The following is a 15389-nucleotide window of genomic DNA, read 5'->3' on the forward strand; positions in this document are numbered from 1 at the left end:
CCCCTGACCCCGGAATATGAAAACGCCAGCCACTCTCCCACCTGTTTCTGCCGACCGCCGTCACGAGCGGCAAAGTCGTGCAGGCAGCCTGCTGGCCATGCTGGCGGCTCTGGGCAGCCTGCTGTGCAGCCTGTTGCTGGCCGAGTGGCCGGCACGCCTGTTGTGGCTGAGCCATGCCGCCACACTCGGCCTGCTGGCCGGTCTGCTCAATGCGGCTGCCAGCCGGGCGGGCTGGCGCCGTCGCCGTCAGGGTGCTGCCGCGCTACCGCTACTGGCTTTCACCCGGCCCACCTGGCTTGGCATGCGTCCGCTCCGCAAGGCTGCCGCCAGACAGCAAAACCAGCCACTGCGCCGCTTGTTGCTGTGGCCGCGACTGCGGCGATTGATCGGCCGTCACACTGGCTGGCCGGTGATCTGGCAGGCGCTGGGCAGCCTGCTGGCTGTATTGCTGTCTGTGCTGCTGGTGCAGGCCGAGCTGAGTGCTGGACTCATTACCGGCATCAGCCGTCAGTCCTTGTTAATGCCGGGGCTGTGCGGACTGCTGGCTGCCTTCGTCTGCCTGCTGCTGGAGCGGAGGCTGGCACAGGAAAACACTGCCGACTGGCCGGAAGCCCCGCTGCTGCTCAAGCTGTCACGCGCCATCATTCTCGCCCTGCTGCTGCCTGCGCTATGCGGATTCGGCCTGATGCTGGGCCTGGACTGGCTATTGCCCGGCCTGCAGCTAGCCGGCTACTGGACCTTGCTGCTCAGCGCCGAACTGCTGCTGCGCGCCCTGCTGAGCGGATTTCGCCCCTATCACCGGCAGCAGGCAGCGCCGCCCGCCTTCAATAGCCTGCTGGCCTCGCTCATGCAGCGCAGCAACCCGGCCCAGCGGCTGCGTCAGCAGCTGCAACAGGGGCTGGGGCTGGAATTGCGCCATAGCTGGGCACTGCGTTTTCTCGGCAGCGCCCTGCGCCCGCTGGCTGCCGGCTTGCTGTTATGCGGCTGGCTGCTGAGCAGCCTCAGCATCATCGGCACCGACCAGCGCGGCATCTATCAGCGCTTTGGTGCCGCCGTGGCCGTATGGCAGCCCGGCCTGCACCTGGGCCTGCTGTGGCCGCTGGGCCGCGTCAGCTATATCGAGAATGGTCAGGTCCATCAGCAGGCCAGCACCCTGCTGCAGAACGAAGACGATGGCGGACAAAACAGCCCCGCCAGCAATAACCGCCTGTGGGATGACCAACACCGCGCCGAGAGCATGCAGCTGATTGCCAGTGGCCGTGGCAGCAGCCAGTCCATCCAGCTGATGGGGCTGGATGTGCGGCTGGTCTACCGCCAGGGGCTGCGCGATGAGGACGCGCTGGCGCTGTACCGGCTGGCCGATGCGCCGGCCCTGCTGCACAGCCTGGCCGAGCAGACCATGCTGCATTACTTTGCCGGCCAGCAACTGGATCAGCTGCTGGGTGAAGGGCTGTCGGCCACCGCCGTGCAACTGCGAAACCGGATACAGCAGCAGCTGGACCGCTCCGCCGCCGGCATCGAGCTGCTGGCCGTGGTGATTCAGGCCATTCACCCACCGGCCGCCGCCGCCAATGCCTATCATGGCGTGCAGGCCGCGCAGATTCTGGCCCAGGCCAATGTGGCGGCCGAGCGTGCCCAGGCGGTGCGCAGCCATAGTGCCGCCGTGCAGGCCGCCCTGCAACAGAGCGCCGCTGCCAGTGCCGCCGCTGCCGAGCAACTGGCCACCAGCCGCGTCGATGCCATTGCCTTTCAGGCCGACCGGCAGGCTTACCAACTGGCCGGCCAAACCTTTTTGCTGGAACGCTATCTGCATGCACTGGCGCATGGGCTGAGCCACACCCGACCGCTGATCATCGACCACCGCATTCAGGCCGCCGAGCTGCCCACCATCGACCTGCGACCGCCCGGCAGCACGCTGGCCCTGCCCGATGCCGCACTCAAGCCGCCGCCCATTGCTACCGAGCCTGCCGCCCGTGCGGCGGTGCCGCGCCCCTGAGGAGTCCGAGTTGGACCATTCCGCTCACCATCATCACCCCACCACGCCGCCCCTGCCACGCCGCAGCCTGCTGTGGCGGCAACTGGCCGGCCTGGCCGTGCTGCTGCTGGCCGCCCTGTCCTGCTGCCTGCTGCAAGTGCACTCCGGCGAAGCCGTGGTCATCACCCGTTTTGGCGACCCGGTACGCGTGCTGCTGCAACCGGGCCTGGCATGGCGGCTGCCGCCGCCGCTGGAAAGCGCCATCACTGTCGACCTGCGCCTGCGCACCACATCCAGCGGTCTGCAGGATGTCGGCACCCGTGATGGCCTGCGCGTCATCATGCAAAGCTATGTGGCCTGGCAAGTGCCGGCCGATGCCACCCACATCACCCGCTTCTTGCGTGCGGTACAAAACCAGCCGGAAGAAGCCTCGCGCCAGATTGCCACCTTTGCTGGCTCAGCCATGGAAACCGGCAGCAGCGGTTTTGCCCTGTCCAGCCTGGTCAATACCGATGCCAGCCAGTTGCGCATCAGCCAGTTAGAACAGCTGCTGCGCCAGCAACTGGCCCCGCAACTGCTGGCCAGTTATGGCTTGCGGGTGGTGGATGTCGGGCTGGAACGGCTGACGCTGCCAGCCGTCACGCTGGACGCCACCGTGGCGCGCATGCGCGCCGAGCGCGACACCATCGCAGCGGAACGCACGGCCAGCGGCAATGAAGAAGCCGCCGCCATCCGCGCCAATGCCGCACGCGATGCACGCATCCGCCAGGCCGATGCCAGCGTGGCCGCCGCCCAGATCGAAGCTGGCTCACGGGTGGAGGCCGCCCGCATCTACGCCGATGCCTACCAGCGCGCACCGGATCTGTACAAGACACTGCGCTCACTGGATACCCTTAACAACGTGGTCAACAGCTCGACCCAGCTGGTATTGCGCACCGATGCCGCCCCCTTCCGCGCGCTGGTGGACGGCCCGCCGGGGCTGGCTGCCAGCAAGAGTGCAAAGGGGCGCTGATGCCGACCGCCGAGCACACCGCCAGCCCGCTGGAACAATCACTGCGCCTGAGCTACCGCCTGCTGCTGGCCATCACCCTGCTGGCCGGCCTGGCCTGGCTGTTTGGCCATGTACGGCCGATAGCGGCCGATAGCCAGGCCGTTGTCCTGCGCTTTGGCGCGGTCGAGCGGGTGCAGCGCGCCGGGCTGTTGCTGGCCTGGCCCAGCCCGATCGAGGAAATCCTGCTGCTGCCCGCCGGCGAACGGCTGCAACAGCGCCAGATCACCGGACTGGCCCGCAACGCGCATGCGCTGGCACTGGATGGTGCCGGCACCTCGCTGCGCCAGATGGGCGACGCGCTGGCTGGCTCGGGTTATCTGCTGAGCGGCGATCTGGGTGTGGTGCAACTGAATGCCACGGTCTACTACCAGATTGACGATGCCATGGCCTATGCCGTGCAGGGCGAACAGGCGCTGCCGGCGCTGGACCGGCTGGTCAGTGCCGCCGCGCTGCAACTGAGTGCCGGACGTGACCTGGACAGCATTCTGGTCAGCCGTGGCAGTACCGCATCCGGCCAACTGGCCATGCAACGGGAACGGCTGCGCGCCGAACTGGTGGCTGCCGCCAATCAGCGCCTGCAGTCGCTGCGCCAGCGTGGCGTGGCGCTGGGTATCCGCATCGTGCGCATCGACCTGCTATCCGTTCTGCCACACCAGGCCCAAGCCGCTTTTGATGCGGTACTGACCGCCGACCAGACCGTGGAGCGGCAACTGGCCCTGGCGCGCACCGCTGCCGCCCAGCAACAGCAACAGGCCAGTGCCGCCGTCAGCAGCATTCTCAACAACGCCCACGCCCACGCCAATGAACGGCTGGCACTGGCACGCAGCGAAACCAGCGAGATCAGCGCACTGGCCAGCCACATGCAACAACCCGACGGCCCGGAGCTGCTGCGCCAGCTCTACCGCAACCGGATTCAGGGCGTACTGACCAAGGCCGGCCAGCTCACCACCATCGCCCCGGACAGCAGCGGCCGGCTGATCCTGCCCGGAGTACGGCCATGAGCTTGTGCTGCACACCCGGCGGCAAAGACCTGCTCAGCCCGGCCGAACAACAGGGGCTGCGCCGGCAACTGCTGCTGGCCATGAGCGCCGTCGGCCTGTTGCTGCTGGCCGCCTGCTGGCAGTTCGGCGTGGACAATGGCAGCGCCCTAGCGCAATGGCTGACCGCCGCCGCCGCCCTGCTGATGGCCGGGCCAGCCTTGCGTGCAGCCTGGCGCAGCCTGCAACACCCCGACCTGCACGGCATGACCGACCTGCTGGTGGCCCTGGCCATCATCGGTGCCTGGGCCTGCGGCGATCTGCTCAGCGCCGCCCTGCTTCCCATCCTGATGGTGCTGGGCCATGTACTGGAAGAACGCAGCCTGCTGGGTTCACAAGAGGCCATCCAGGCGCTGTCCACGCTGACCCGCAGTCGTAGCCGCCGCCTGCTGGCCGATGGCAGCTACGAGGACATCGACAACAGCCAGCTGCGTAGCGGCGACTGCGTGGAAGTCCGCGCCGGCGACCGCATTCCGGCCGACGGCATGGTGCGTCAGGGACACTCCAGCCTGGACACCTCGGCCATCACCGGCGAATCCTTGCCGCAGGATGTGACTGTCGGCAGCCAGGTGTATGCCGGGGCGGTGAATCTGCAAGGCCTGCTACTGGTGGAAATCAGCCAGGTGGGCGAGCAGTCGGCACTGGGCCGCATCACTGCCTTGATGCGCGAGGCCGAAATGGCCAAGCCGCCGATTACCCGGCTGGTGGAAGGCCATGCCGGCGCTTATCTGGGCCTGGTACTGGCGCTGGCAGCGCTCAGCTGGTTTATCAGCCGCGATACCCAGGCCATGCTGGCCGTGCTGGTGGCCGCCTGCCCCTGCGCGCTGGTGCTGGCGACACCGGCAGCAGCCGTCGCTGGCGTGGCCGTGGCGGCACGCCATGGCATCCTGATTCGCGGCACGGCTTTTCTGGAAGAACTGGCCGATGTCTCCTCGCTGGTCATCGACAAAACCGGCACCCTCACCAGCGGCCAGCTCAGCCTGCAGCGGGTGGAGCTGCTTGACGTCACTCCGGGGCCGGACATCCACCTGCTGGCCGCCAGCCTGGGGGCCAGCAGCAGCCATCCGGTCAGCCGGGCGCTAGCCGCGCTGGCCGACACCCAGCCGCTGCTGCCGCTGACTGCCGTGCAGGAGATGGCCGGCATGGGCTTACAGGCCGATACCGCATGGGGGCAGGCCGTGCTGGGCCGGCCTGCCCTGTTGCAGCAGATGGGCATCAGCCATCTGCCACCGGCGCGTGGGGCGGCTTCGCTGGTCGGGTTGGCGCTCGATGGCCGCTTGCTGGCCTGGTTTCATCTGGCAGACACCCCACGCCCGGAAGCAGCAGAAGCCATGCGCCAGCTGCGGCAGCTGGGCCTGCAGCGCCAGCTTCTGCTGACCGGCGACCACGCCGCAGCGGCCGAGCCGCTGGCACAGGCGCTGGGTATAGAACGCGTAGTCGCCCAGGTTTTGCCGGCAGGCAAGCTGGCCGCGGTACAGGCGGAAATCAGCGCTGCTTACCGCCCGCTGGTGGTGGGCGATGGCATCAATGACTCGCTGGCGCTCAAGGCCGGTGCCGTCGGCATTGCCATGGGGGCCAATGCTGCCGATATCGCGGTGGCCGCCGCCGACGTGGTGTTGATCAGCAAGGATCTGCGCCGGCTGGCCACCGCCATCCGCCTGAGCCGGCAGTGTCGCCGCACCCTGACGTTCAATGTGGCACTCGGCCTGGGCTGGACCGGCCTGCTCACCCTGCTGGCGGCGCTGGGCCTGCTCGGTTCGGCCGGGGTATTGCTGGCGGCACTGCTGCATAACCTGAGCAGCCTGCTGGTGATGGCCAATGCCGGACGGCTGCTGCGTTTTCAGGACAGCCTGCCAACACTGGCCGCCCCGCCCGGCACAATATGAAGACAGACCGCACATCATGCCGCTGCTGGCGCAAGCCTGCAGCTTTGCGTCCCCGGCATGAATGCCAAGCGGCTCCCGCTGACTTACCATAAGGCCACCATGGAACTCGAAATCGCCAAAATCTTTATCGCCCTGCTGGTGCTGGTTAATCCGCTGGGCGCCATTCCCATCTTCATCAGCCTGACGCCCAACGCCAGCCAGCTGGAGCGCAAGCGCATTGCCAAAACCACCACGCTGGCCGTGGCGGTGGTGCTCTGCCTGTTTGCCGTGGTGGGCGAAACCCTGCTGCACTTTCTGGGTATCAGCATTGGTTCTTTCCAGGTAGGTGGCGGCTTGCTGGTGATGCTGATTGCCATCGCCCTGATGAACGCCCAGCCTGCACCAACCAAAACCACCCAGGAAGAACGATCGGAAGCCGAAGCCAAGACCAATATCGCGGTCGTGCCACTGGCCATTCCGCTGCTCACCGGCCCCGGCACCATTTCCACCGTCATCATTTATGCCTCCACCGCCCACTCCTGGGTGCAGGTGGTGTATCTGCTGATCAGCAGCCTGCTGGTGGCGGTGACCTGTTATGGCGCACTGGTACTGGCCTCGCCCATCAGCCGTCTGCTGGGCCAGACCGGCATCAATATCGTCAACCGGGTGATGGGCATGCTGCTGGCGGCGGTGTCGGTGGAGATCATTGTCGACGGGCTGTACCGGCTGTTTCCGCAGCTGTCGCGCTAAGAGCGGCTAACAAAATAGCGTAGCGTCCCTGGGGCAAGGCGCGCCGACGCAGGCAGTACACAAAGTACGGCAAGGAGGCGCAACGCAGCAGCAGGTTTTTTGTTAGCAGCTCTAAACCACCCGCCAGATCACCGCCCCTGGCCGGCTTGATCTGGCGCAAACCATCTGTATCGAATCTGTCATCACCCGGCCATGACAAGCCTTTGACATGACAGATCAAATCATTGATATACAAAGAATATCCGGCATCTGTACATACAAACAGACAGACAACTGTGCATTGTCTGTCATGGTAACAGCGCCTACAAAGTGCGGGTTAACTTCTCGGTGCCTGCGCCATGACTCCGTCCATTCCCGTCAAGATTTACCCCCGTCTCACCAGTGGCCGCTTCAACAACCTGCGGGTGTTGCTGGTCATCCTTACCCAGCTGGTTTTCCTCGGCCTGCCCTGGCTGCGCTGGAATGAGCGCCAGGCGGTGCTGTTTGATCTGGATCGCCACCAGTTTTTCATCTTTGGTGCCAGTTTCTGGCCGCAAGACTTTGTTTATCTGGCAGCCTTGCTGGTGCTGTGCGCGCTGGGCTTGTTCTGGTGGACCACGCTAGCCGGGCGACTGTGGTGCGGCTATTCCTGTCCGCAAACCGTCTACACCCAGATCATGCTGTGGATAGAGCGGCTGGTATTGGGCGACCACAAGGCCAGGCGCAAGCTGGATGCCGCGCCCAACAGTGCGGGCAAACTGCTGAAAAAGGGCCTGGCCCACGGCCTGATGCTGCTGTTTTCGCTGTGGACCGGTTTTACCCTGGTTGCCTACTTCACCCCGGCCACCGAGCTGGCCAGTAGCCTGTGGCAGGGGCAACTGGGGCCGTGGGAAAGCTTCTGGCTGCTGTTTTATGCTGTCTTCACCTACACCCTGGCCGGGCTGCTGCGGGAAAAAGTGTGCACGCATATGTGCCCTTATGCCCGCTTCCAGGGTGCCATGTTCGACCGCGACACGCTGATCATTTCCTACGATGGCCAGCGCGGCGAACCGCGTGGCAAGCAGGCTGACAAATCCGGCGGCGGCTGCATCGACTGCGGCATCTGCGTGCAGGTTTGCCCCACCGGCATCGACATTCGCAACGGCCTGCAATACGAGTGCATCGGCTGCGCCGCCTGCATCGATGCCTGCGATCAGGTGATGGACCAGCTGCATGCCCCACGCGGGCTGATCCGCTACACCAGCGCCGCGGCACTGGAAGGCCAGCCGGACATCAAACCGGCCTGGCGTCGCCCGCGTGTGCTGTTTTACAGCAGCCTGCTGCTGGGCATCAGCGTGCTGTCCGTGGTGAGCTTTCTCAACCGCATTCCGTTCAAGGCAGACATCCTGCGCGACCGCGCCACCCTGGTGCGGGAAACCGACGATGGCTGGCTGGAAAACAGTTACAGTGTGCGGCTGATCAACAGCAGCGAGCTGCCACAGCGCTTCGTCATCAGCGTGGAAGGCCTGCCGGGCATCCGGCTGGCGACGGCCAACCGGCCGGTGGCACTGGCGGCTACCGCCACCGAAACCATAGGCTTGCGGGTGCAGGTGGAGCCGCAGTACGCTGCCAAGGGCGCGCATGACATCCGTTTTGTCATCCGCTCGCTCGACCAGCCCGGCCATGTGCTGCAGGAAAAAAGCAGCTTTATCGGCGACTGAGCCCCACACCATGCGAGTCATTCATTCATGAGCAAAACCCTGCAGCTGGCACAATTGTTCCGCCATGCCATCGAACAGGGCCAGCTGCGCGCCGGCGACCGCCTGCCCTCGCTGCGCCGGCTGTGCCAGGACCACGGCGTCAGCCTCACCACGGCCCAGCGCGCCTATGCCGAACTGGAAAGGCAAGGCTTGCTGCAAGCACTGCCGCGCTCCGGTTTTCGCGTCTGCACACCGGCAGCCTCCTTGCGCCCGGCCGAACCGGCAACCGACGGCGTGCTGCGCATGGAGCACCTGACCACCGCCCTGCCCATGCCCTGGGGCTGCCCCTTCATCAACCCGGCACTGATCAACACCACCCAGATGAACCGTGCCCTCAGCCGGGCGCTGCAAGACTACCGCGCCGCGCTGTCCAGCACGCCGATAGAAGGCTTCGAGGGTTTGCGCCGCGAACTGGGCCTGCATTATCTGAGCCAGGGCATTACCCTGGCCGGCGACGAACTGCTGATTACCTGCGGCGGCATGGAAGCGCTGACGCTGGCCATGCGCGCGGCGGTCAGCGCCTCTGGCAGCCACAGCATGGTGGTGGTGACGCCGGCCTTTCCGGCGGCGCTGGACCAGTTGCGCCATCTGGGCATCAGCATGCTGCCACTGGCGCTGTCCGAGCAGGGCAGCCTGGATCTGGACGCACTGGAGGCCCTGCTGCAAGAAGAACGCCCAGCCGGCATCGTGCTGATGGCCAATTTCCAGCACCCGACTGGTCTGTTGCTGCCGGAAGCACAAAAGCGCGCACTGGTGGCACTGGCCGAGCGCCACCGCGTCTGCATCATCGAGGACGACACCTACCGCGAGCTGTATTTCGGCGCGCAGGGCGTACCGCCGTTAAAGGCTTACGACCGCCACGGCACGGTGCTGCACTGCTCGTCCTTCAGCAAATCGCTGGCTCCCGGCTACCGGGTAGGCTGGATCGCTGCCGGGCGGCTGAGCAATACCGTGCGCGGGCTGAAACTGTGCAGCTCGCTCGGCACGCCGCTGCCCAGCCAGATGGCACTGGCGCGGCTGCTGGCTTCCGGCCAGCACGGCGACATGCTGACACGGCTGCGGGCCAGCTTGCGCAGCCGGCGCGATGCCATGCAGGAACAGATCAGGGAGAGTTTTCCGCCAGGCAGCCGGCTATTGCAGCCGGAAGGCGGTTATTTTCAGTGGGTGATCCTGCCCGAGGGGCTGGATTGTGCGGCGCTCTTGCCCATGGCCATCGAGCAAGGCATTCACTACGCGCCATCGACGCTGTTCTATCCGCAACACGGGCCGGCCAATGCATTGCGGCTGAACTTCAGCTTTTTCGATCCGCTGCACCAGCGCGAGGGCATCGCGCTGCTGGGCGAGCTGCTGCGTCAGGCCAGTTGAACCGGTCGGCTACTCGGCCACCGGTTTGCGTTCGTACACCGCCTGCGCCAGCGTGCTCAGGTCGACATATTCCAGCTCGCCGCCCACCGGCATGCCACGGGCGATGCGTGACACCTTGGGGCCGCGCTCTTTCAGCAGCTCGGCAATCATGTGGGCGGTGACTTCGCCCTCGGCAGTAAAGTTGGTGGCAATCACCACCTCCTCCACTACGTCATCCAGCGCCCGCACCATCAACTTGTCCAGATTGACATCCTTGGGGCCGATATTGTCCAGCGGCGATATACGGCCCATCAGCACGAAATACAGGCCCTGATAGCATTTGGCCTGCTCCAGCGTCATCAGATCAGCCGGCATTTCCACCACGCATAGTTGATCCGGCCGGCGTTCCGGGTCGGCGCAAATACTGCACAGCGGGGTTTCACTGAAGGTATTGCAGCGTTCGCAATGGGTCAGCTTGGTCAAGGCCCGGTCCAGCGCCCGCGCCAGCTTGTCGGCACCGGTCTTGTCCCGTTGCAGCAAATGGAAGGCCATGCGCTGGGCGGTTTTGGGGCCGACACCGGGTAATACCTTGAAGGCGGCAATCAACTGGTCAAGCGCGGGTGGGTTTTTCATCGGCAAACAGGCAGGAAAAGATAAGGGAAGGTAAACCGGCTTCAGTCCGGCCCGCCCTGCGCATAACGCGGCAAGGCATCGTCGAGGTGAAACCAGGGAATGGCGCTGTCCGTCCACTCATGGCAATCGGGTGGCCGCTGCTCCGGCTGCTCCAGCGTGGCGACGGTAATTTCCAGCCGCTGGCTGCCATCGGTACATTCATAAAACAGGGTGCTGCCACAGACCGGGCAGAAATGCCGCAACCCCAGTGGTGACGAGCGATAGGCCGTGGTCGCACCTTGCCAGCTGACGGCGTGGCGGGCAAACAGCGCCCCCAGATAAACCGGTGCACCGGCGGCCAGCTGACAGGTCTTGCAATAGCAGTAAGACACACCAAGAGGCCGGCCCTGGCACTGATACCGTACCGCGCCACACAGGCAATGACCGTGCGATACCTGCTCCATAGCGGCTCTCTGGTGTCTGCGGGGCCATCAAGCCCCACCATGCGTCACGACCGGGCCGCAACGCAGCTGGCCGTGCAGGCAGGATTAGAAGGGCAGTTTCATACCGGCCGGCAGATTCAGGCCATTGGTGAAACCGGACATCTTTTCCTGGGAAGTGGCTTCTACCTTGCGCACGGCGTCGTTCACGGCGGCGGCGATCAGGTCTTCCAGCATTTCCTTGTCTTCCTTGGCATCGTCCAGCAGGCTGTCGTCGATGGACACGCGCTTTACATCGTGGCCGCAGGTCATGACGATTTTCACCAGGCCGGCACCGGATTGGCCTTCCACTTCCACCGTGGCCAGCTCTTCCTGGGCCTTCTTCATGTTTTCCTGCATTTGCTGGGCTTGCTTCATCAGACCAGCGATACCGTTTTTACCGAACATTTCACAACTCCTGAACAGGTTGAATCGTTTCAGCGATCAGCGTAGCGCCCATATCGCGCACCAGTTGCTGAATCACCGGATCGTTTTCCAGGCAAATCCGGGCCTGGGCCAATTGTTCCTGGCGGTGGCGAGCGCCCTGCATGGCCGGTGTTTCCAGCCCCAGTTCCTCTATCGTCACCACCAGCTCTACCGGCTGACCGAACTGCTCGGCCAGCGCAGCCTTGAGTTTTTCCTGATAATCGCGGGTGGCCATGTGGCGGAAGCTGTCCGGCACCGCCAGCTCCAGCCGCGACTGGCTCCAGCCCTTGAGCACGGCGTTGTGCGCCAGCATGCGCGAAGCGCCCAGGCGGGTGCCCAGCAGGGTGACCAGCGCGCCCCAGTCGCCATCAAACTGATAAGGCGCTGTATCCACCGTGACCGCCTCTTCGGCCATGGCGTAGGCCGGCATGGCCTCTTCCGCCTCGGCCTCGTCCCACGGTGCGGTGTTGTCAGGCTCGACCTCATCCTCGTCGTCGCGCTCGTCGTCTTCTGCGACGGCAAGCTGGGCGGGCTGTGCAATGGCTGCCGGGGCTGGCGCAGTCACAACTGGCTCGGCGGGCACAACTGGCGCAACAGGAACGACAGACGGCAGTGGCGCCGGCGCGGCTAGCGGTGCGGGGGCAGGTTCGGGTTCGGCGTCAGCCGCCGCGGCAGGCTCTTGCGCAGCCGGTCGGCTGGCTGGCTTGCGATTACCCAGACCAGCCAGCAAGGCGCGGGCAGCAGCCGAACCGTCAGCCCCGGCATCGGACTGGGCCGGCATCGCTGCCGGTGCCGGCCGGGTGACAGCCGCTGCAGCGTTACTGCGCGGCGCGGCCACGCTGTCGGGCTGGGCATGGGCCGGATGGAAGGCCAGCATGCGCAGCAGGGTCATATTGAAGCCCGCGTGCTCATCTGGTGCCAGTGCCAGATCCTTGCGGCCATGAATGGCGATCTGATAGTAAAGCTGCACATCTTGCGGTGCGATCAGGCTGGCCAGTGCAAACAGCGCTTCGCGCTCTGGCTCGTCATCGGCAATGGCGGTGGGCACGGTCTGCGCCATGGCCAGTTGCTGCAGCAAGACGGCCATTTCGGCCAATACGCTGTCAAAACCGATACCGCGCTGTGCCAGCTGTTCGGCCTCGGCCATCAGACGCGGGCCATCACCTGCCGCCAGCGCATCCAGCAAGACAAACAGGTAGCGGCGATCCACCGCGCCCAGCATGGCGCGCACGCCCTCTTCCTTCACCTCGCCCATGCCATAGGCAATGGCCTGGTCCAGCAGCGACAGTGCATCGCGCATCGAGCCGGCGGCGGCACGGCCGAGCAAGGCCAGCGCGGCTGGTTCGAAGCTTTGCTGCTCCACTTCCAGCACATGCGCCAGATGGCCTGCCACCTGCTGTGGCGTCATATTGCGCAGCGAGAACTGCAGGCAACGCGACAATACCGTGACCGGCACTTTTTGCGGATCGGTGGTAGCCAGGATGAACTTGACGTGGGCCGGCGGCTCTTCCAGCGTCTTCAGCATGGCGTTGAAGGCACTCTTCGACAGCATGTGCACTTCGTCGATGATGTAGACCTTGAAGCGGCCAGAAGTGGGCGCGTACTGGGCGTTTTCCAGCACTTCGCGGATATTGTCGATGCCGGTATTGGAGGCGGCATCGATTTCCAGCAAGTCGACAAAGCGGCCGGCGTCGATCTGGCGGCAGGCGGAACACTCGCCGCAAGGCTCGGCGGTGGTGCCGGTTTCGCAGTTGAGGCTCTTGGCCAGAATGCGTGCGATGGTGGTCTTGCCCACCCCGCGCGTGCCGGTCAGCAGATAGGCGTGGTGCAGCCGCTCTTCATTCAGGGCATTGGAGAGGGCGCGCACCACATGCTCCTGACCGACCAGATCGGCAAAGCGTTTGGGGCGCCACTTGCGGGCAAGGACTTGATAGCTCATGGGGGCGGATTTTAATGGCAATTGGCCGGCAAGGCGACTCCTTTTGGCTGGAGCCGCCTGCCGGCTGGCCCGGCCTTACTGGGCCGGGGTCGGCTCGGCTGCCGTGGCGGCCGGCTGGGCCGCCTGCAGCGCCTGGGCATTCAGATAACGCAGGCGCAGTTCGGCGGCCAGTTCCTGTGCCACCTTGGCATACAAGGTGCTCTTGTTATAGCGGGTGATGACGTAGAAATTGTTCAGCCCCAGCCAGTACTCGGTAACACCCGGCGCGGTTTCCAGCGGCACCAGCACGGCGGGCACCTGGTCGGCCACCTGGGCCTGCGGCAACACGCCACGTGCCTTGAGTTCGCCCACCGTCAGGTGCAGATTGAATTTGTCGGCCACCAGCACACTGACATCCACGCCGGGTTGCACGGCTGCCGGCACGATCACGTCGTCGCCATGACGCCAGCCTTGCAGCTGGAAGTAATGCGCCACGCTGCCAATGGCATCGTCGACGTTGTTCCAGATATCGCGATGGCCGCTGCCATCAAAATCCACCGCCCATTTGCGGAAGCTGGACGGCATGAATTGCGGCAGGCCCATGGCCCCGGCGTAAGAGCCTTTCAGCGACAGCGGGTCGATGCGCTCTTCCTTGGCCAGCTTGAGGAATTCGGTCAGCTCGCCACGGAAATACTCGGCGCGGCGCGGGTAGTTGAAGGCGATGGTGGACAACGCATCCGCCAGACGGAAGCTACCGGTATTGCGACCATAATTGGTTTCGATGCCCAGAATGGCCACCACCATTTCCGGCGGCACGCCGTATACCTGCTCGGCACGCTGCAAGGCGGCGGCATGCTGCTGCCAGAAGGCCACGCCGCTCTTCAGCAGGCGCTCGTTATAAAAGCTGGAGCGGAACTGATACCACGGCCGCGAAGTGGAAGGCTTGTCGAGAATGGCGATGATATTGGGCTTGATTTCCACATTGGCAAACACCGCCTCCAGCTCCGGGCGATTGAACACGCCACTGGCGACCTGCTCGTCGATATAGCGCTGTACATCGGGGCGGGCCAGAAAAGCTGCATCGGCTTGCGCCAGGGAAGACATCACGCCGCCGGCAAGGGCGGCAGCCATCAACAATCGTTTCATCAGGGGGTTCCGTTTGGTGCCGTCGTGGCGGCTTAGTAGGAGAGCGCGCTGGAGACCAGTCTGGCGGTGATGTCCACGATGGGAATCACCCGCTCATAGGCCATGCGGGTGGGGCCGACCACACCCAGTGTACCGACCACCAGGCCGTTGATGCGATAAGGCGCAGTCACCACCGAACACTCGTCCAGCGTCATCACACCAGACTCTTCGCCGATGAAAATGTTCACACCCTGGGCTTCCTGGCCCTGGTTGAGCAGTTTCAACAGTTCGGTCTTGCGCTCGAAAGTGGCAAACAGCTCACGCAAGCGCGACAGGTCTTCCGACAGGTCGCGCACATTCAGCAGATTCATGCCGCCGGCAATCACCACCGCATCACTGGGGCTGCCCAGCGAACTCTGGCCAAAACGTACTGCGGCCGACATCAGCTCGGTGATATTGCCCTGCAGTTCGCGCAGTTCGGTAGCCACCAGGCTGGCAATGGCGCTCAGGCCCTGGCCGGCGTAATGCTGGCTGATGAAATTGCCGGCTTCGATCAGCTCGCTGGGGCTGTAATCGCGCTCGGTGGACAGCAAGTGGTTCTGCACATCGCCATCCAGCGTCACCAGAATCATCAGGATGCGCCGCTCGGACAGCCGCAGGAATTCGATCTGGCGGAAGGCCACGTCGGAACGCTGCGGCGTCACCACCACCCCGGCAAAATGAGTGAGGTCGGACAGCAGGGTGGACGCCGCCTGGGCAATGCGCTGCGGACTGTCCGGCTGCAGGCTGCTTTGCAGCTCGCGCATCGCCAGTTCTTCCAGCGGCTGGATGGTGAGCAGGTGATCGACAAACAGGCGATAGCCCTTGGCCGTGGGAATGCGTCCGGCCGAAGTGTGCGGCGAGGCAATCAGCCCCATGCCTTCCAGATCGGCCAGAATGTTGCGGATGGACGCGGACGACAGCTCCATGCCAGACAGCATGGACAGGGTTTTCGATCCCACCGGCTGACCATCGGCGATATAGCGTTCGATCAGCGTTTTCAGCAGACGTTGTGCGCGCTCGTTCATCATGCTCTCATTTTACCTGACC

At 64.7% G+C, this 15389-nt stretch carries 13 protein-coding genes; 7 read left to right on the forward strand and 6 right to left on the reverse strand.

Going from position 1 to position 15389, the window contains the following annotated elements:
* The first annotated feature begins 16 nt into the window (after positions 1–16).
* The 7 genes from FAZ30_RS19035 (at position 17) to FAZ30_RS19065 (ending at position 9761) form a co-directional block, all read left to right on the forward strand.
* Complete coding sequence (locus tag FAZ30_RS19035) at positions 17–1996, forward strand: SPFH domain-containing protein (RefSeq protein ID WP_137010031.1); 1980 nt, start codon at positions 17–19, stop codon at positions 1994–1996.
* 10 nt (positions 1997–2006) lie between these two features.
* Positions 2007–2987: an SPFH domain-containing protein gene (locus FAZ30_RS19040; protein WP_205676623.1), complete on the forward strand. Its 981-nt coding sequence runs from the start codon at positions 2007–2009 to the stop codon at positions 2985–2987.
* The gene (locus FAZ30_RS19045) at positions 2987–4027 is read left to right on the forward strand and encodes an SPFH domain-containing protein (protein WP_137010033.1); all 1041 of its coding nucleotides are present in this window, start codon (positions 2987–2989) and stop codon (positions 4025–4027) included. Before FAZ30_RS19040 ends, FAZ30_RS19045 begins: the two co-directional genes overlap by 1 nt.
* Positions 4024–5949, forward strand: a complete 1926-nt coding sequence (locus tag FAZ30_RS19050; RefSeq protein ID WP_137010034.1) for a heavy metal translocating P-type ATPase — start codon at positions 4024–4026, stop codon at positions 5947–5949. The genes FAZ30_RS19045 and FAZ30_RS19050 overlap by 4 nt, the downstream gene beginning before the upstream one ends.
* Positions 5950–6048: 99 nt before the next feature.
* Positions 6049–6678 carry a MarC family protein gene (locus FAZ30_RS19055; protein WP_124643626.1) on the forward strand — a complete coding sequence of 210 codons (630 nt, stop codon included), beginning with the start codon at positions 6049–6051 and terminating at the stop codon, positions 6676–6678.
* Between the two features lie 338 nt (positions 6679–7016).
* Positions 7017–8357 carry a cytochrome c oxidase accessory protein CcoG gene (gene ccoG / locus FAZ30_RS19060; protein WP_124643625.1) on the forward strand — a complete coding sequence of 447 codons (1341 nt, stop codon included), beginning with the start codon at positions 7017–7019 and terminating at the stop codon, positions 8355–8357.
* A 27-nt stretch (positions 8358–8384) separates the two neighbouring features.
* Complete coding sequence (locus FAZ30_RS19065; RefSeq protein ID WP_137010035.1) at positions 8385–9761, forward strand: aminotransferase-like domain-containing protein; 1377 nt, start codon at positions 8385–8387, stop codon at positions 9759–9761.
* Between the two features lie 9 nt (positions 9762–9770).
* On the opposite strand, the gene recR is transcribed toward FAZ30_RS19065, so the two are convergent.
* The 6 genes from recR to hrcA form a co-directional block, all read right to left on the reverse strand.
* On the reverse strand, positions 9771–10373 hold the full coding sequence (recR, locus tag FAZ30_RS19070) for a recombination mediator RecR (protein WP_137010036.1): 603 nt from the start codon (positions 10371–10373) through the stop codon (positions 9771–9773).
* A 41-nt stretch (positions 10374–10414) separates the two neighbouring features.
* On the reverse strand, positions 10415–10816 hold the full coding sequence (locus FAZ30_RS19075; protein WP_137010037.1) for a GFA family protein: 402 nt from the start codon (positions 10814–10816) through the stop codon (positions 10415–10417).
* Positions 10817–10900: 84 nt separating this feature from the next.
* Positions 10901–11239, reverse strand: coding sequence for a YbaB/EbfC family nucleoid-associated protein (locus FAZ30_RS19080; RefSeq protein WP_103523444.1), 339 nt, complete (start codon positions 11237–11239; stop codon positions 10901–10903).
* 1 nt (position 11240) lies between these two features.
* Positions 11241–13196 carry a DNA polymerase III subunit gamma/tau gene (gene dnaX / locus FAZ30_RS19085; protein ID WP_137010038.1) on the reverse strand — a complete coding sequence of 652 codons (1956 nt, stop codon included), beginning with the start codon at positions 13194–13196 and terminating at the stop codon, positions 11241–11243.
* Between the two features lie 75 nt (positions 13197–13271).
* On the reverse strand, positions 13272–14321 hold the full coding sequence (gene mltB / locus FAZ30_RS19090; RefSeq protein WP_137010039.1) for a lytic murein transglycosylase B: 1050 nt from the start codon (positions 14319–14321) through the stop codon (positions 13272–13274).
* 32 nt (positions 14322–14353) lie between these two features.
* Complete coding sequence (gene hrcA, locus FAZ30_RS19095; RefSeq protein ID WP_124643619.1) at positions 14354–15370, reverse strand: heat-inducible transcriptional repressor HrcA; 1017 nt, start codon at positions 15368–15370, stop codon at positions 14354–14356.
* Positions 15371–15389: the final 19 nt, after the last annotated feature.

Origin of the sequence: Aquitalea aquatilis, assembly GCF_005155025.1 — a bacterium.
Taxonomy (GTDB): Bacteria; Pseudomonadota; Gammaproteobacteria; order Burkholderiales; family Chromobacteriaceae; genus Aquitalea; species Aquitalea aquatilis.